The sequence below is a fragment of the Alteromonas sp. Cnat2-8 genome, from assembly GCF_022348355.1.
In the GTDB taxonomy this organism is placed as follows: domain Bacteria; phylum Pseudomonadota; class Gammaproteobacteria; order Enterobacterales; family Alteromonadaceae; genus Alteromonas; species Alteromonas macleodii.
Genome location: NZ_JAKREX010000008.1, coordinates 44,879 through 62,173 on the forward strand (window position 1 = coordinate 44,879; position 17,295 = coordinate 62,173).

Annotated in this window: 15 protein-coding genes and 1 pseudogene; 6 read left to right on the forward strand and 10 right to left on the reverse strand. The window is 43.4% G+C overall.

Features of this window, described 5'->3' with window-relative positions; genetic code table 11:
• Nucleotides 1-3 precede the first annotated feature (3 nt).
• On the forward strand, nt 4-690 hold the full coding sequence (locus MHN00_RS19260) for a 3'-5' exonuclease (RefSeq protein ID WP_239302093.1): 687 nt from the start codon (nt 4-6) through the stop codon (nt 688-690).
• Here the strand turns inward: MHN00_RS19260 and MHN00_RS19265 are convergent.
• The 3 genes and pseudogenes from MHN00_RS19265 to MHN00_RS19275 all read right to left on the reverse strand — a co-directional run.
• Nucleotides 687-1,670, reverse strand: a complete 984-nt coding sequence (locus MHN00_RS19265) for a diguanylate cyclase (RefSeq protein ID WP_239302094.1) — start codon at nt 1,668-1,670, stop codon at nt 687-689. The genes MHN00_RS19260 and MHN00_RS19265 overlap by 4 nt on opposite strands.
• Before the next feature lie 206 nt (nt 1,671-1,876).
• Nucleotides 1,877-2,296 (reverse strand): MAPEG family protein, encoded by a 420-nt coding sequence (locus MHN00_RS19270; protein WP_239302095.1) that lies wholly within the window; start codon nt 2,294-2,296, stop codon nt 1,877-1,879.
• Nucleotides 2,297-2,532: 236 nt separating this feature from the next.
• A pseudogene (locus tag MHN00_RS19275) lies at nt 2,533-2,652 on the reverse strand (fasciclin domain-containing protein); the annotation flags it as partial.
• A 90-nt stretch (nt 2,653-2,742) separates the two neighbouring features.
• Here MHN00_RS19275 and MHN00_RS19280 point away from each other — a divergent pair.
• The gene (locus MHN00_RS19280; protein WP_239302096.1) at nt 2,743-3,900 is read left to right on the forward strand and encodes a tetratricopeptide repeat protein; all 1,158 of its coding nucleotides are present in this window, start codon (nt 2,743-2,745) and stop codon (nt 3,898-3,900) included.
• Nucleotides 3,901-3,955: 55 nt separating this feature from the next.
• Here the strand turns inward: MHN00_RS19280 and MHN00_RS19285 are convergent, their stop codons facing one another.
• The 5 genes from MHN00_RS19285 to MHN00_RS19305 form a co-directional block, all read right to left on the reverse strand.
• Nucleotides 3,956-4,795: a 2OG-Fe(II) oxygenase family protein gene (locus MHN00_RS19285; RefSeq protein WP_014950810.1), complete on the reverse strand. Its 840-nt coding sequence runs from the start codon at nt 4,793-4,795 to the stop codon at nt 3,956-3,958.
• 169 nt (nt 4,796-4,964) lie between these two features.
• Nucleotides 4,965-6,176, reverse strand: coding sequence for a NupC/NupG family nucleoside CNT transporter (locus MHN00_RS19290; protein WP_239302097.1), 1,212 nt, complete (start codon nt 6,174-6,176; stop codon nt 4,965-4,967).
• Nucleotides 6,177-6,188: 12 nt separating this feature from the next.
• Nucleotides 6,189-6,812 (reverse strand): uridine kinase, encoded by a 624-nt coding sequence (gene udk, locus MHN00_RS19295; protein ID WP_014950808.1) that lies wholly within the window; start codon nt 6,810-6,812, stop codon nt 6,189-6,191.
• Between the two features lie 208 nt (nt 6,813-7,020).
• On the reverse strand, nt 7,021-7,971 hold the full coding sequence (locus MHN00_RS19300) for a hypothetical protein (RefSeq protein WP_239302098.1): 951 nt from the start codon (nt 7,969-7,971) through the stop codon (nt 7,021-7,023).
• Nucleotides 7,968-8,864: a PhnD/SsuA/transferrin family substrate-binding protein gene (locus MHN00_RS19305; RefSeq protein WP_202941854.1), complete on the reverse strand. Its 897-nt coding sequence runs from the start codon at nt 8,862-8,864 to the stop codon at nt 7,968-7,970. The genes MHN00_RS19300 and MHN00_RS19305 overlap by 4 nt, the downstream gene beginning before the upstream one ends.
• A gap of 382 nt (nt 8,865-9,246) precedes the next feature.
• On the opposite strand from MHN00_RS19305, the gene MHN00_RS19310 reads away from it, so the two are divergent.
• Nucleotides 9,247-12,456 (forward strand): TonB-dependent receptor, encoded by a 3,210-nt coding sequence (locus tag MHN00_RS19310; protein ID WP_202941855.1) that lies wholly within the window; start codon nt 9,247-9,249, stop codon nt 12,454-12,456.
• A gap of 186 nt (nt 12,457-12,642) precedes the next feature.
• Entirely contained in the window at nt 12,643-13,326 is a 684-nt protein-coding gene (locus tag MHN00_RS19315) for a type 1 glutamine amidotransferase domain-containing protein (RefSeq protein ID WP_202941856.1), read from the forward strand.
• An 84-nt stretch (nt 13,327-13,410) separates the two neighbouring features.
• On the opposite strand, the gene argR is transcribed toward MHN00_RS19315, so the two are convergent.
• Nucleotides 13,411-13,875: a transcriptional regulator ArgR gene (argR, locus tag MHN00_RS19320; RefSeq protein ID WP_025253953.1), complete on the reverse strand. Its 465-nt coding sequence runs from the start codon at nt 13,873-13,875 to the stop codon at nt 13,411-13,413.
• 236 nt (nt 13,876-14,111) lie between these two features.
• Here argR and mdh point away from each other — a divergent pair, with 236 nt between their 5' ends.
• Nucleotides 14,112-15,050 (forward strand): malate dehydrogenase, encoded by a 939-nt coding sequence (gene mdh / locus MHN00_RS19325; protein WP_014950802.1) that lies wholly within the window; start codon nt 14,112-14,114, stop codon nt 15,048-15,050.
• Between the two features lie 259 nt (nt 15,051-15,309).
• Here mdh and MHN00_RS19330 read toward each other — a convergent pair whose 3' ends face one another.
• Nucleotides 15,310-16,122, reverse strand: a complete 813-nt coding sequence (locus MHN00_RS19330) for a hypothetical protein (RefSeq protein ID WP_239302099.1) — start codon at nt 16,120-16,122, stop codon at nt 15,310-15,312.
• A gap of 133 nt (nt 16,123-16,255) precedes the next feature.
• On the opposite strand from MHN00_RS19330, the gene MHN00_RS19335 reads away from it, so the two are divergent.
• On the forward strand, nt 16,256-17,287 hold the full coding sequence (locus tag MHN00_RS19335; protein WP_239302100.1) for an alpha/beta fold hydrolase: 1,032 nt from the start codon (nt 16,256-16,258) through the stop codon (nt 17,285-17,287).
• The last annotated feature ends 8 nt before the right edge of the window (nt 17,288-17,295 follow it).

Sequence of the window (17,295 nt, forward strand, 5' to 3'; positions counted from 1 at the left end):
GATATGATTAAAGAGTGGATTAAGGCATGCTCACAGGCGCTCTCTAGCAAAGCTAAGCTGAAGCAGTGCTTTAGCAATTTTGACGTTTATAAAACATCGTTCACCGCAGTTGATTTGGAGCTTACGTCTCTAAACCCTTCTAAAACGCAAATTACTTCCGTGGGTTATGTGAGTGGTATAGGTAGTCGTATTGATTTGTCTTCTTGCGGCTATCATGTCATTAATACAACCGCAGATTTAGGGCAAAGCCCGGTGATTCATGGGTTAACCCTTGATGTTTTGCAAAAAGGAGAAAACCTAGCGCAGGCAATTGATGCACTCGCACCCTTATTTCAACAACACGTACTTATTTTTCACAACGCTAGGCTAGACTTAACGGCGTTAAACAGAGCTTTTAAACAGTGCGGCGCACCAAAGATAAATGTGCTTTACATTGATACCCTGCAGCTTGCGCTATATCAGCTAAATAAGCAGCATCAAGTTTTGCCAAGTAATAGCGCTACGCTAAGTGTCTGCCGCCAACGCTTGGGCCTTCCTGCTTTTAATGAGCATAATGCGCTAGATGATGCGTTGGCTACACTGCAGCTCTTCCTAGCTCAATTGACTGAATTAGGTATAACTAGAGAAGCCACGCTGGACTGCTTAATTCACACTGGGGCTGTTGGACGCATTCAATTAGGCGATAGCTAGACAGTTTTCTGTGGTTGTGAAGAGCCGATGGTCTTTTCTTTTTTTGCAGACGAGAGTGAAGGGGATACTAACCGATTTCTGCCAGAGGTTTTAGCTGAATACAAGTTTTTATCCGCCTCAAGCATTACGAAATCAATCGTTTTATCATCGTTGGCGTTTTTTATCGCTAAGCCAGCACTTAGTGTTACACGCCCATACTCAGACGAACTATGGATAATGTTGAGGTCGTAAACGGTTTGCAATAAACGTTCGGCGACAGCTACTGCACCCTCCCCGTCAGTGCCTGGCAAAATCACTAAGAACTCTTCACCACCAATTCTAACTAACTTGTCCATAGGTCGAAGGAGTGCGTCACTTATCGTTTTGCTGACCTTCCATAAACAGCTATCGCCATCTAAATGTCCATACATATCGTTAAACAGTTTGAAGTGATCAACATCAAAGATAACAAGAGACAAGGGAGAAGCGTTACGCTCGCTGTCTCTTACAAGTCGGGGTAAAAAGTCATCCAAATAGTGCCTGTTGTAGGCCCCGGTCAGTTTGTCGAGATAAATCAGCGTTTCTAAGAAATCGCTTCTAAGTTTGTGGTGAATATGTGACTTAACACGATTGCGCAGCGTACAGGCGTTGACAGGCTTTACTACAAAGTCCACACAACCCGATGCCCAACAGCGTGATTCTTCCTCTTCAGTTGAAGAAGACGTTACAAAAATGACCGGTATATGTTCGCAAGAGGGGGTGGCGCGAAGCAGCGCAGTGGTATGGTGTCCGTCCATTTCTGGCATGGAAACATCCATGAGGATCAAGTCAGGCGTGTTGTGCTTGCAATACTCGATAGCCTGTTTACCAGAGTCAACAGAAAAACAATTTACTGTTTCTTCGAGTAAAGTTTCTAATACGAGTCTGCTGCTAGCTTGGTCATCGACTATCAATACGTTGCAATCAGCTAACGTACGACCCCCGACTTGGTCAATATACACTGGATCTCCTAAACACATGGGCATGGTCGAGTTTTCAAATAGTAAGAATACGCCTGAATCAAGAAAAGAACATTAATCAAAAGTGTAATATTTAAGCGCTGAGCATAACTTCTGATTTATCTGCCTTTTCTCAAAAAACTTTAATCCCCTGCAGCTTTTTTCTAGAAAAGAACGCATCTATTCAGTTTTATCGACGAATTGTTGCTTTAGATAAATAGATTGATAAACGCGAGGCCATAAACGCCAAGCGTGCAAAGCGCGCCTATCATGTAAAAATAGCTTCTTGTGCTAGGGTTCTTTTCCGTGGCAACAGCATAGTAAAGCGCCATATGAATGATACGACTTACTGCGAATGCCCAGACCAAAATGGCGAGCACGTCTGTTTGCGCTCCAAGGAACATGCAAAGTAGGGCGGGCAGGGTAAATTGATGAATATTTTCAATCGAGTTATGAAAGGTTCTGTGGCTTCTAAATACAAAGCTATCATGGCTTAATTCTTCACTGACTTTGCCAGGAATGTAGTGAGACTGCTTTCTATGTGCAACAGCGGCTACGATGTTTTGAACAAACACAGTCAAACTAATGACTAGTAGCCCAGCAATACTGTATGTGTAAACCGCAAACATTTGAACTCCTTCTCTGGTTTAGTGATAGACCTTTGATATTTATAAGTCTAGTGACATCGAGTTGATGGCCTTTATCTATTTTCCATTCTTAGGTTTTGACAAGGTCATTTAAAGGCTTTTGTAGAATTGTCTTTAGTTACGCGGGAATTGTTGGAAGAGATCTATGTATATATTTAGAGGAGCAAAGACCAAGCATCGTTGGTCTATGCTCTTCATTTACATTTTTGTCGGATAAATTACAGTGACGCCCTTACATCGGCGGGAAGTAATACTGAATCGATAACATGAATAACGCCGTTGCTGGTCATCACATCAGCTTTGATAACTTGCGCGTCGTTTATCATCACTTTTTTCATAGTATTTCCTTTAGCATGTAAATAAAATGTAAAAAGATACTTTAGTGCTATAATTTTAAACTATCGAGTAACTAGAAAAGGTGCCTTAATATGAATACTCGACTAGTTTTCTTGCTACTATTTTGTAGCTTACTCGGCGCTTGCCAGTCTACCGAAAGTAAACATACAGTATCGCCTCCTACTTTATTAAACGACAACCTCTTCCCGTCCTACCATTTGTTTCCCGTAGAGACCATCGACGAAATTTTTCGTTTAGGTGAAGACGCTCAGCTTTTTGCTGAAAAAGCGGTATATGTCAAAAGCATTTCTAAGAAAAATGTTAAAGGACTTGTGAAAGCAATCTTCGATCATTCAGATTACGGCATGCTATATCGCAATAGTGCAAATACTACTGCGGATTCAACGTTTAATAACCGAGCAGCAAACTGTTTATCTTTATCAATTATGACGTACGCGCTGGCAGAGCATGTAGGTTTAGACGCAACTTTCTACGAGGTAGATATTCCGGAATACTGGACGCGAAGAGAAGGATATAGCTTACTAAACGGGCATATTAACATGCGTATCTCAATGCCTAGTGACAGCCAAATAGCATTAGTCGGAGGGACATGGGCAGACGTGGATTTTGACCCGCAAATGCTGCGAAATTATTTTCCCCGCAGGCCTGTGACAAAAAACAAAATAGTATCTATGTACTACAACAATAAGGGGGCAGATGCACTGGTAGCTAATAGCTACACTCGTGCTTACAGCTATTTTCGTGCAGCCGCTAGGTTATCTCCCGAATTACAGCAAAGCTGGGTGAATTTAGGTGTGCTATATAGAATGGTCGATGCTTATGACCAAGCAGAGTTGACTTACAACCATGCACTATCGCTCAATGATGAAAACCTTACTGCATGGGAAAACTTATCTATTCTCTACACTCACCAAGATAGACGTGAGGAAGCACTGCTTATTACACAAATGGTTGAAAAGAAGAGAAAAAGTAACCCTTTCTATCATTATATATTAGGGGAGCAGGCTTTTGAGTCTGGCAATATTGAAGTTGCGATAACGCATTATGAACGAGGGTTAAAACTCGATAGCGTTCGTCACGAGATTCTGTTCGGTATGGCCAAAGCATATCATGAATTAGGTGATGCCAGCGAAGCACAGCGTTATCTAGAAAGGGCAGTGAGACATTCACCAAATGAACAGGAAAAGCAGCGCTATTCGTCGAAGCTGGCAACATTGGCGAGCAGTTAAAAAAAAGCCGCAGACTAGCTGCGGCAAAAGAATAACACTACAAAAGGAACTTAATTTATATAACGCCCAGCTCACGAAGGCGCTCTTGCAGGTATGACCCTGCGGTATGACGTTCTGAAAGAACAACATCTGGTCTAGGGTGTAAGAACAGTGGCAATGAGATACGAGATTTCGTCATGTCAGCACCATCTGGGTTTACAACCCTATGCGTAGTTGATGGGAAGTATCCGCCTGATGCTTCTTGAAGCATGTCGCCAATATTCACAATCAAGTTCCCGAAATCACAAGGAACTTCAATCCAACTACCGTCTTTAGCTTGTACTTGCAATCCAGGCTCGTTGGCTGCAGGCAAGATAGTAATCAAATTAATATCTTCGTGAGCAGCTGCGCGAATTGCGTCTACTTCTTCATCACCTTTTAGTGGTGGGTAGTGCAGTATACGTAGCAAGGTTTGATCAGAATCTTTGATCATGTCACCTAGCGGTTGACTGTACTTATCGCTCACCTCTGAAGGAGAATGTTTTTCTATCCAACCCAATAGCTCTTTCGCTAGTGTATTTGCTTCCCCATAGTACTGAGAAATCTGCGGGTGTAGTGCTTCTGGACACTGACCCCACGGATAGAAGTGGTAATACTCTTTAATATCTTTTTTCGTAAAGCCTTTGGCTACCTCAGAAACGCTCTGAGGGAAAAATCCGTCTTGTTTACCCTTGTTGTACAGGTAATCGTTCTTCTCTTCACTGTCGAAGAAGCCCTGCCAATTGTCGTAAATACCTTGAACTAATGACTGTTGGATAGGGTGATTTTTTAAAACACCGAACCCTGTCTCGCGAAGTGACTTCACGAATTCTTCTTGTGCGTTTTCCGCTTGGTAATCAACAGCAACTAATTGCATAACTTTATCCCGTATATTTTGACTGCGGCATTATAAAGGTAGACGGGCTACAGAAAAAAGTCGCAGAAATTGACATAAATCAACCCCGCGAGGAATTTGCGCGTAATCTACAGAAACCTGACCGGTTAGTCTAGTAAAATCTTGACCAACTGGTCCAAATTAATGAAATTTAACCAAGAGAGAGGTAAAAGCCCGCTAGCGCGGCACTCATTAAGTTAGATAACGTTGCAGCAATAACAGCTTTTAACCCCAGTCTCGCAATTTCTTTTCTGCGTGTTGGTGCCATAGCACCAATTCCACCCATCAAAATAGCGATAGAAGAGAAGTTTGCAAAACCACAAAGTGCAAAGGTGATAATGGCCTGAGATGCTTCAGATAGCTGCGATTGGTTTTCTAAGAAGTTAAGGTAAGCAACGAATTCATTGACCACCATTTTCTGACCAATAAAGCTACCTGCAAGTTGTGCTTCCTCCCATGGTACGCCGATTGCCCATGCGAGAGGTTGAAGTACATAACCCAGGATCCCTTCAAACGTAACGTTTTCATAGCCAAATAGCTCTGCTGTCCAGCCAATAAGGCCGTTGAACATGGCAATTAATGCTATGAAAGCGAGTAGCATTGCACCTACGTTTAACGCAAGCTGCATGCCTGACGCTGCGCCACTGGCTGCAGCATCAAAAACATTGGCGTAGCCGGTATCTTCCGCATCTACGTCATGTAAATCTTCATTGGGTTTACTGGTTTCAGGCAAGATGATTTTTGCCATCAACAAGCCACCTGGCGCAGCCATAAAACTTGCCGCCAGTAGGTATTTAAGGTCAACGCCCATACCGGCATAACCAGCCATCACAGAACCTGCAATTGACGCTAGCCCGCCTACCATAATGGCAAACAGCTCAGAGCTTGTCATGTGTGGGATGAAAGGACGAACCACTAAAGGCGCTTCGGTTTGACCGACAAAAATGTTGGCAGCCGAAGACATGGATTCAGGGCGACTGGTACCCAGCGTCTTTTGTAAGAAACCACCGATTACTTTGATGATGACACCCATCACTTTGAGGTGATAGAGAACCGCGATAAGGGCAGAGAAAAAGACAATAACAGGGAGTACATTGAAGGCAAAAATGAATGCAATTGACTTGTCGCCAATAGGGCCAAACAGAAAGTTTATGCCCTCTTGGCTGTAAGCAATGATGTTGGCAACAAACTTGGTTGCACTCAACAATACTTCTTTACCTGTTTCAGAATACAGGACAAACGCGCCAACTGATGCTTGAATAGCAAATGCGCCGCCAACGGTGCGCCAATTTATACTACGTTTCGCCGATGATAACGCGAAAGCAATACCCAGAAGGACTGCAATGCCCAGTAAACCTACCATAGTAATGTTCCCTTAAAGAAGCGCTTGCTGAATGTGTGATTTGATCACATCTAATGCAATTTGGTTTTTGCCACCTTGCGTCACTACTACGTCGGCAGTGAAGCGGCTAGGTTCGATAAATTGATGATACATAGGCTTCACAGTTTCTTCGTACTGCTTGGCCACAGATTCAATGCTACGACCGCGTTCTTTAAGGTCGCGCATCATCCGGCGCATCAAACAAATATCAAGAGGAGTGTCGATGAAAATTTTCACGTCGTACAAGGGTAACAAGTCTGTTCGAGCAAGCAACATAATGCCTTCAAGAATGATGACTGGGGCGGGGTTTAGGCGCTCCGTCTCCGGTAAACGCGTATGCGTTTTATAGCAGTAGTGTGGGTAGTCGATAGGTTGACCGTCACGCAATGCTTGCAGGTGTGCTTTCAATAACTCATGTTCAAACGCATTTGGATGATCGTAGTTATTCTTCTCACGTTGTTCCATGGGAAGATGATCTTGTGCGCGGTAATAGTGATCTTCACGCAGCACTTGAACAGGGCGGCCTTGAGCACTGAAGCCGTTAAACAAATTTTTTGTAAAAAGAGACTTCCCAGAGCCGGAAGCTCCAGAAATGGCAATAATTAGTGGCGATTGCATAGTACTATAAAGCTGGTTTTGTTGGTGCAAAGATACGCGTTTAGGCCTCGCGAATCAATGTTATATTCACAAGTTATCACTTTTGGGCGCGGTCTTTGCTAGAACTTTATTGTGTTTTCAAGGTATTGCGGGCTGTTTTTAAAACTCGCATAAAATACGAAAAAGTTCTCCAATTGGTCAGTTTTTAACTGAACAAGTCAAAATATCGCTAGCTACCAATTATCTCTATATCGTCGTCCTTTATACTCGGTAACGCATACGAGTGCTGCTTAGAGCGAGAGCCCTCGCCCTGAGCCCGAGGTGGATAGTATATTTCTTTTTCTTCAGTGAATCCGGCAAACACTTCATCAAGGGCTGCACGGATCTCGCTCAAGGTTTTGTCTAAATTCGCATTGAAGTCTGGCCTTTTGCGTTTAGTATGCCCAAGTTCAATCAGTCTACCAAAGCTCTTGTTAGCAAGAATCATAAGTTCATGTGGTACATCTTTATGCGGAGGAAGCGGCTGATTAGGGTACTCAATACAAAACTTAACTAAAGCAGTATAGAAACATAATGGCTTATTCTGTAGTGCAACCACCTTGTCATCAACACCGTTTGAAAGTGTTTTATCTTTGAGATTAATAATGAGCTTCGGTGTTGGCGGCAGCGATTCTTCTTCAACAGCCGACACTTTCTTACGCTTTTTCGTTGCAATAGAAAATACTGGAAGTAGTAAAAGTGAGCAGAGCAATGCTATAAAACTAAATCCTACTCCACTCCATGACGACTTACTGCGCATCTCAACTACAATACGCTGCTCTGCATTTATCAGTAAGGTAGATGTCACGTTAGGGTATTGTGTGAAATCTTGAGATTGAATGCTGATTTCCTGAATATGGCTCACTAAAATAGGATAGCCTTCTTTGGTTAGTTCGCTATTTAATCTATCTAAATAGCTATAGATAGCATGCTGATTGACCGGCGTATTAAGCGTTTCATTGCCCACATCTAGAAATGCGCTGTCTAGGCTTATACGACGTTCGACTTTATCTTGCGCTTCATGAATATCAGCTTTAAATGAAAAGTACTGGCCAATGAGCGCGATAGTCTGTAAGCACAGAAATAGCAGTGCCCAGTTTAACGTTATGCATGCAGGCGATTTGAACTTAGGTTTGATCATTTGTTACACCCCGCTTCAAGTGTAATATTTTTGTAATATGGTCGCGGGTGAGCCATTGCTATTTCATGTACAACAGACTGCATAGCACAGAACAAATCGGTGTTTTGTGTCTGCATTTTCAGGTACCACTGCATTCCACCTATGCTTTCTTGTAACGGTGTTGCGTAATTTCTTGAAAAGCGATCACTGTCATCTTCAGCCCAATAAGACGAAATAATGTCAACCTCACCTGCTAACAGTGCTCTGCGAAGCTCTTGGTGGGAACTGTAATATACAATTGATACGTTTGTGTCGCTTAACCCTAAATTTTGTAGAATAGTTTTGGGTACAATGTGGCCTGAGCGACTACTGGGGTAATCTAATAAACCAATTTTTTTACCAAGCAAGTATTCTTTACTTAATTGCGGGCGTTCGCGTAACGCAATGAAAAAGGCGCTGTAATTAGGGTGCGATGCCACTTTAGACAGCCCATATATTTGGTCAGCGCCAAACGCGTCGACCACGTTCTTTTTCACTAATGCAAGGTCAACAACGCCGTGGTTGATGTAGCGAAACGTGTCGTAGTCGCTTTGACCGATGATAATTTTAACTTCGCCGAATTGCCTCTTTGTTGTGCTGTCAGCGCACAATCTATCTCTTGCCATTTCAGCAATGCGACCATCGGTAACGTACACTGAAAAAATGTCGCTATTCGCACTTAATTCAGTTTTGCAGTATAAAAATTGACCGGTTTGTGGGGTGATGTCATTATAAATATTGTTTTTTTGTAAATAGCTAAAAGCACCGCACGCGATAGCGACGATGACAAATAATATCCACTTTCCGGAGGCAACAATTCTAAAATTCGCCAAAAAAACGACCAAATGAATTAACGATTTATGTAGGGATTTCATCAGTTAAGGTTATTTATTGCAATAGGTAAATTTATTTTAAAGCGTTAAGTTGTTGAAATAAGGTTTATTTTTATAGGTAAACCTGATTTTTATTAAACGCTGTTTATTAGTCGCACATCTGCCAAGAATAGAACCGTCCAATTGCTGCAGATAGACAACAATAATAACAAGTAAATTAACTTGACCATGTGGTCAGGTATTTTTTTGCAAAGTCACTAGCCTCGGGCGATTGGTGTTAAATAAAAATGTAAAACTGTAATAAATTTGACATGAACCTCGATAACAATTTCTCGCGGTACTAAAATAGTCAATGGTCTTGATAGGGACAACACCCTGCGCAAGTCCATAAAAAAGAATTTTAAACAAAAAGGGAAACACACACATGAACTTCAAAGCAAAACTCAGCCGCGTTGCTATCGCTGTTGCTGTTTCTGCTGGCCTAGCTGGTACAGTTATGGCGCAGACAACAACGTCAGCAATTCGAGGCAACGTTGTTAGTGAAGCTGGTTCAAACCTTGCTGGTGCAACAGTTACCATCAAGCACGAACCTTCAGGTACAGTATCTACTGCAACTACAAACGAAAGTGGTACCTTCTCAGCACGTGGTCTTCGTGTTGGTGGTCCATACACAGTAACGATTACAGGCGACGGTTTTGTTCCTACAAAAGTAGAGAACGTTTATCTTTCTCTTGACCAAGCGCTTGCACTACCTATCACTGTTGAATCTGCTCAAAGCACCGAAGTTATCGTTGTAACAGGTAGCAGTGCTGGTACTGGCTATACTAACGAAGGCTTGAGCACTAGCTTAGGTTTAGAAGCACTTAACCAAGTTGCTTCAATCGACCGTGACATTACTGATGCGGCTCAACTAGACCCGTTTGCGTCTGTTAACGTGCAAAGCGGTGGTGCGAAAGAACTAACAATTGCTGGTGCAAACAACCGTTTCAACTCTTTAACTGTTGATGGTGTAGCACTAAATGACCGTTTCGGTCTTAACGCTAACGGTTACCCAACTCAGCGTTCACCAATCTCTTACGATGCAATTGAATCACTTTCAATCCAAACTGCTCCGTTTGACGTTGAGTACAACGGCTTTACTGGCGGTACTATCAATGCCGTAACTAAATCAGGTACTAACGAGTTTCATGGTTCAGTAGCTTACTACTACACTGACGACTCAATGATGGGCGACAATAACGGTGATGAAGAGTTTAACTTCGACTTCGAAGAAAAAACGTTCGTTGCAACACTTGGTGGTCCAATCATCAAAGACAAGCTTTTCTTCTTTGTTGCATATGACAAGTTCGATTCTGTTGCACCACTAAATCGTGGTCCAGCGGGCTCTGGTGCAGTAAACGAAGTAGCTAACATCACTATGGATGATGTTGCACAAGTTGGCCAAATCGTATCTGACGTGTGGGGCTTCGATATCGGTAACTTCCAGAAAGACGATGTACAGGACGAAAAGATCCTTGCTAACATTGACTGGAACATCAATGCTGATCACCGTGCTAAGTTCACTTACATGAGTACTGAAGGTAACTCTATTAATGAACAAAACGGTAACAACTTCCTGACTAATGACGAAGTACTAGGTGCATCATCTGCATGGTACGACCGCTCAGAAAAAGTTGAAAGCTTCATTGCTCACGTGTTCTCTGACTGGACGTCAAATTTCTCGACTCAGTTCAAGATTGCAAGTACGACTCAAGAAACTGGCCAGAACTCACTTAACGGTGCAGAATTCCCTAACTTCGCTGTTTTCCTACGTGAAGTAGATGGCGATGAGAACTACCTAACAATTGGTCCAGACCGTTTCCGTCACGGTAACTCACTAGACCAAGATTTCTTCCAAGTTAAGTTAGTAGGTATTTACACTACTGGTGACCACATCCTTAAACTTGGTTACGAGCGTGAAGAAGTAGACGTAGACAACTTGTTTGCGCAGAACTCTGAAGGTTCATACTTGTTCGACAGCATTGAAGACTTAGCAAATGCACAAGCGTCTGCGCTTCTTTATAACAATGCTGTTACTAACGACGAAAACGACCTTCGTGCAATCTGGGGTTATAACTACAACTCATTATACTTCCAAGATTCATGGGAAGCGTCAGCTGAGCTAACTATCGACGCTGGTATTCGTTATGACTGGTATGAGTCAGAAGGCTCTATCCGTGAAAACCAAAACTTTGTTGACCGTTATGGTTTTACAAACACTACAGACATCGACGGTCTTGACGTGATTCTTCCTCGTGTGTCTTTCCAGTGGTATGCGTCTGACTACACCACTGTTCGTGGTGGTATCGGTCGTTTCTCTGGTGGTGCGCCAAGTGTTTGGATTTCAAACAGCTACTCTAACGATGGCGTGATCTCTGATGATTACGAAGATTTTGGTTCTGGTCAAACTTACCAAGTACCAACTACGCCTGATGCGGCTACTGGCCAGTATATCCCTCAAAACGTTCTTGATGCGCTAGCGAATACAGCACCTGACGGTACTGTAAACGCACTAGCACCAGATTTCGAAATTCCTACTACATGGAAAGTAAGCTTGGGTGTTGCACACGAGCCAGAAATCGAAGTACTTGAAGGCTGGTTGTTCTCTGCTGACGTTCTATATAACAAGCTTGAAAATGCAACTTACTGGTACGATCAACGCTGTGAAAACCCTGTTGGTACATCACCAGACGGTCGTGGCGTTTACGACTGTAGCGAAGGCCCAGAAGCGATTGTTACAGGTTCTGTAGACGACGGCGACGCTATGCTATACGCATTGTCTGCGTCAAAAGCGTGGGAAACGTCTTACGGTTCATTCGACTTCTTCACTAGCTATACATATGCTGATGTAGAAGATATCGGCTACGGTACTTCATCTACTGCGACGTCTAACTACTCTGACTTCGCAGCTTATGACCGTCAAGCGCCACGCGCTGGTACGTCTAACTTCCAGACTGAGCACCTATGGAAAATGCGCTTTAACTGGAGCAAAGAGCTAATCGACGGTTACGAGACTAAAGTGTCCGTATTTGCTGAGCGTCGTTCAGGTCAACCTTACAGCTACACATTCGACGAAAACAACGCGTGTGTGCTAGATGTTGGTGGCGGTCGTTGTGCGCGTGAAAGCCGTAACGATGATGCGGGTCACTTGCTATACGTACCTAACGGTATCGACGATCCGTTGTTTGCATCTACTTCATTCGGTGGCGACCTAGCTGCTCAGCAAGAGTTCATTGATTACATCAACAGCTCTGAGCTTGCACAATACAAAGGCGGCATCGCTGAGCGTAATGGTGACAACTCTCGTTGGTCAACTATCATCGATGTACGTATTCAGCAGCAACTACCTGCTTTCTACCCAGAGCATAAGCTTACTGTGTTCTTCGATATCGAGAACTTCGGTAACTTACTAAATGACGACTGGGGTCGTATCGAGCGTACTCGTTACGAGTATGAGCGTGCAGTTGTTTCTGCAAACATCGTTGATGGTCAGTACGAGTACTTTGACCTGAACAGCGACAGCCGTATTAAGAACCTAGAAGTTCTTGACCAGTCTGTATGGCAAGTTCAGTTCGGTATTAAATACGACTTCTAATCCAATGGTGTGAACCAATTGTAGTGTTAGGTGCCACTTTCCTTAATCGGGGGTGGCACTTTTTTATGCCTAAAATTCAATAACTCCGCTTTTCCATTCATTAAGATTTTTCCAAAAACTGATCTAACGCCTCTCTTCATGCGAACCAACTTGCGCAAGATTTAAATAACCAAGCAAGGAGGAATAATGTCCAAACATGTATTAATGGTAATGACATCACACGAGCTAATGGGCGATACGGGCAAGAAAACCGGTATGTGGCTAGAGGAGTTTGCCGCCCCGTACTATGCATTTAAAGATGCCGGCTATACCTTAACGTTAGCATCGCCTATGGGGGGCCAAGTGCCAATTGACCCCAACAGTCTAGCGGATGACGCCATGACAGATGACGCTATCCGTTACACAAAAGATGAAGTTGCACGCAGTGCTGTAGCGTCAACAATTCCACTAGAAGATGTAAGAGCCGACGAGTTCGATGCGGTGTTTTATCCAGGAGGGCACGGCCCGCTTTGGGATTTATCGGATAACGCGCATTCTATCAAGCTAATTGAAGACACTATTGCAGCAAACAAACCTGTTGGTGCCGTGTGTCATGCGCCAATTGTGCTTAAAGATGTGAAAACTCCAGATGGCAAGTACTTGGTGGACGGAAAAGCTGTGACAGGCTTCTCCAATAGCGAAGAAGCAGCAATGGAGCTTACCGATGTTGTTCCATACCTAGTTGAAGACGAGCTAGTGAAAAAGGGCGGTAAATATGAAAGTGCAGACGATTTCGCCGTAAAAGTGTGTACTGATGGTTTACTGGTGACAGGACAGAACCCACCGTCATCACGCCCAACTGCAGATGCGCTTATCAAATTACTGTCTTAAGGAAGCATTCGCTTAGGAGCTAGTTGGAAACCGCATCATGTATGCGGTTTCTTGTTTTCGGTTACCGAGTTCTTGACGAACTACCTAGACATTTTCGAATAAATCTTCAACGCGTTGCCTTAGCTCTTCAATTCTTGTTACATCCGCTGGCGCGATGAAAATAGTGTCGTCACCTGCAATGGTGCCCAAAACCCCGTCCTTTTTACTCAATGAGTCAAGCAAGCGCGCAATAAGCTGCGCAGCACCAGGGCTGGTTCTTATGATTACCATTACATTGTTGTGAACGATATCCAGTACCAGCTGTTTAAGAGGGCTTTTAGCCGTAGGCATACCTAGCTCTGGAGGCAAGCAATACACCATATCACCTCGGGCATTTCGCGTGCGTACCGCGCCGAATTTGCTTAGCATTCTAGAGATTTTAGATTGGCTGATGTTGTCGAAACCTTGTGCTTTTAAAGCATCAACAATCTCGCCTTGCGAACCATAACTTTCTGCTTTAAGAATTTCTTTAAAAGCTTTGATGAGTTGCTCTTGTTTTGCGTTTGCCATTAGCGCTCTTTTCTTTTTAAGGATTATCGTTAGGAATTATATTTAGTATGCGTATATTGTGCCGTACAGGTAGACTTTGCGCAATTTCTTTGCATAATCATTCATGATAATGAATATCGAGATAAAATCGCCATAAATAACGTTAATAAGACGATCCGGTGATTGAGTTTTCCCCCGCGTTGCATTAGTGTGACGTTCCGTTTAAATACGTGAAGTAATCCCATAGGAGAAATGGTATGAAAGTAGCCGTGTTAGGTGCTGCCGGTGGTATTGGTCAGGCGCTGTCTTTGTTGTTGAAAACACAATTGCCAGCAGGTTCAGATTTAGCGCTTTACGACGTAGCGCCAGTTGTTCCTGGTGTTGCCGTTGATTTGAGCCACATCCCCACTGCGGTAAAAGTAACCGGTCACGGTAAAGATGACCTAGCTGATGCACTAACTGGAGCAGACGTTGTTCTAATTCCAGCGGGTATGCCTCGTAAGCCAGGTATGGATCGTTCTGATCTGTTCAACATCAACGCCGGCATTGTTAAAAACCTAATCGAAGGTGTAGCTGATAACTGCCCGAACGCGTGTGTTGGTATCATCACTAACCCAGTTAACACTACTGTTGCTATTGCAGCTGAAACGCTAAAAGCAAAAGGCGTTTACGACAAGAACAAGCTTTTCGGTGTAACGACACTAGACGTTATCCGTGCTGAAACCTTTGTTGCTGAACTTAAAGGTGTAGACGTATCTTCTGTGCACGTACCGGTAATCGGCGGTCACTCTGGTACAACTATCCTTCCTCTACTTTCACAAGTTGAAGGCGTAGAGTTCACAGACGAAGAAGTTGCTAGCCTAACTACTCGTATCCAAAACGCGGGTACTGAAGTTGTTGAAGCAAAAGCGGGCGGCGGTTCTGCAACCCTATCTATGGGTCAAGCAGCAGCGCGCTTCTGTTTATCTCTAGTTGCAGCAATGCAAGGTGAGAACGTGGTTGAGTACACTTACGTACAAACTGACGACAGCGATGACGCAGCATTCTTCGCACACCCAGTTCGCCTAGGCGCAAACGGTGTTGAAGAAATCTTGCCATACGGCGAGCTAAGCGCATTTGAAGAAAAAGCGAAAAACGACATGCTTGAAGGCCTACGTGGCGACATCAAGCTAGGCGTTGACTTCGTAAACGGCTAATAGCGCTAAAAGCGGATGCATTTGCATCCGCTTGAAAAGGCTGGATACGTAAGGCCTACACAGACACGCCGAGATTCCATCCATGGAGGCTTGGCTGCATGCTGCAGACAGTCTGTTACGACCTTACGTATCCAGCCTTTTTTGTTGCGTCTTTGTAGGCTTTGTCGCGGCATCCTGGGCACAGAAGCGCCTATTTATTAAAGTACCGCCAATTAAGCATTCCATCCATAGCTAGCAAGAAGTTTATTTCCTAATTGACCTACTGTGTCTGTAATGGATCTATTCTAAACAACTTTATTGGGCCCATCGCGACTGGGTAGCCTTTGTGTAATGCGTATGTATAGCCGGAAATCATGTTGTCCGTAAGAACGAATAGGATAATCTTTGAAGCGAAAGTTGTGTGAGAAGCTTCAATTTCGATGACTCGAGCATCTATGCTTACATCGTCAGCAGTAAATGGTGATTGGACTTCCCTAAATGCGTCTTCCCCTTTTCTATAAACGCGCAGTGAGCCTTGTTCGCTTTCGTACAATTCGAGTAAAGCTAATTCGGGTCTATCTAAATACTGCATAACACCAATCCAAGTGCCAAAAGGATGATTAGCGATATGCTGCTTTGCATTAGATAGTATCTGCTTGCGGTTTTCTAAAAACTTTCTCGGCGTTGACTTTGCTTCCTGTTTAACGATTTGATAAGTCTGAGAAATATAACTTTCTTTGTCCTTATAGCTCGACTCTAATACGTTAAAAGCGTTATCTAAGTGAGGCGAAAGAGTAAGCGTGCGTGTAACATCACCTTCGATCGTTGTTTTAATTGTGCACCGGTTTTCTATGCAAGTGATGTCGTCATTGGTAAACGGTGTGCGACGCATTTTTTTGAAGCCTCCTGGGATGGCGATTTCAAAAAAGCTGTGTTCGCCACTTTCTTGTATTTGAAGCAACCTAAATGTCGTTTCATCTTGACTTATGCCTTCCCACAAACCCGGGGGTAATTCCATTGTGCTTGCGAAAGAGAGCTTATTAAACGAAAGCAAAAGCAAAGTAGAAAAGGTTAGTAGTAAAAATGTTCGCACTTTTTATTCCCTTAAAATGTATGGGGTACAAATTTTGTTACTAACTATATGCGTATTTTGTTGAGTCACAAATACATTCGTTATTTACTAGTGACTTGAAGCTCTTTTTGTTCGAATTAAACAAGGATGTGTTATGACTTTTTTTAAATGCGCTAGTTTACTTTCCATCACATTTTTTAGTTTATGCATTAACGCCAATACGGTTGCGGCAACAAGCAATACGGCGTCATTGGCAGACACTGCGTTTGCTCAGTTGCCTGAAGCATTAACGCTCAAAGGCGATGCACTTCCCTTTACCGATTACAAGGCATGGTTAGCACATGTGCAAAGTAATAATCAAAAAGTTGCGTTTGTGGATCGATGGCAAAAAGCGGTCAATCCTAAAAAGTTCAATGCACTCATGAAGGATACAAGTGCCCAGTGGATTGAATACGAGTCGGATGGATTGAAAATTTCAGGTGTTATGGTGTCGCCAAAGCATGTTGGTGACAAAAAACTCCCCGTGATTATTTATAATCGTGGTGGTAACCATAAACATAATGTAACGCGCATAGCCGTGGTTGAGCGTCTAATGCCGCTTGCGCAGCAGGGTTATATTGTCTTAGCGAGTAACTACCGCGGTGCTAAATTTAGCCAAGGTAAAGATGAATTTGGCGGCGATGATGTAAACGACGTTTTGCGACTGATTGAAATAGCCAAGCAGTTACCTAATGTCGACTCTAACAAGATTGCCTTATATGGCGTGAGTCGTGGCGGCATGATGACATGGCAGGCGCTTCGAAAGAACATAAGTGACATTGCCAGCGCAGTGATTGTAGCAGGCCCGTCTGATTTGCATACAACTGTGGCGCGCCGTCCAGACATGCAGGCGCTGCTTAATAAACTTGTTCCGAATATGGAGCAAAACCAAACAAAAGCCCTTGATGAACGCTCAGCGGTAAAATGGATTGATGAGCTAAATCCGAATGTACCTATTTTGCTAGTGCACGGAAGTGCAGATATTCGCGTTGATGTTTCCCATTCGCTTAATGCGGCACAGCATCTAAAAGACAATAACCACTCGCATAAGCTGGTTGTTTACGAAAACGGCGATCATAGTTTAACTTTCTATCGCGATGAAGTTGAAAGCGAAATCAATAGTTGGTTAGCGGTGCACTTTCAGTAACGCAATAA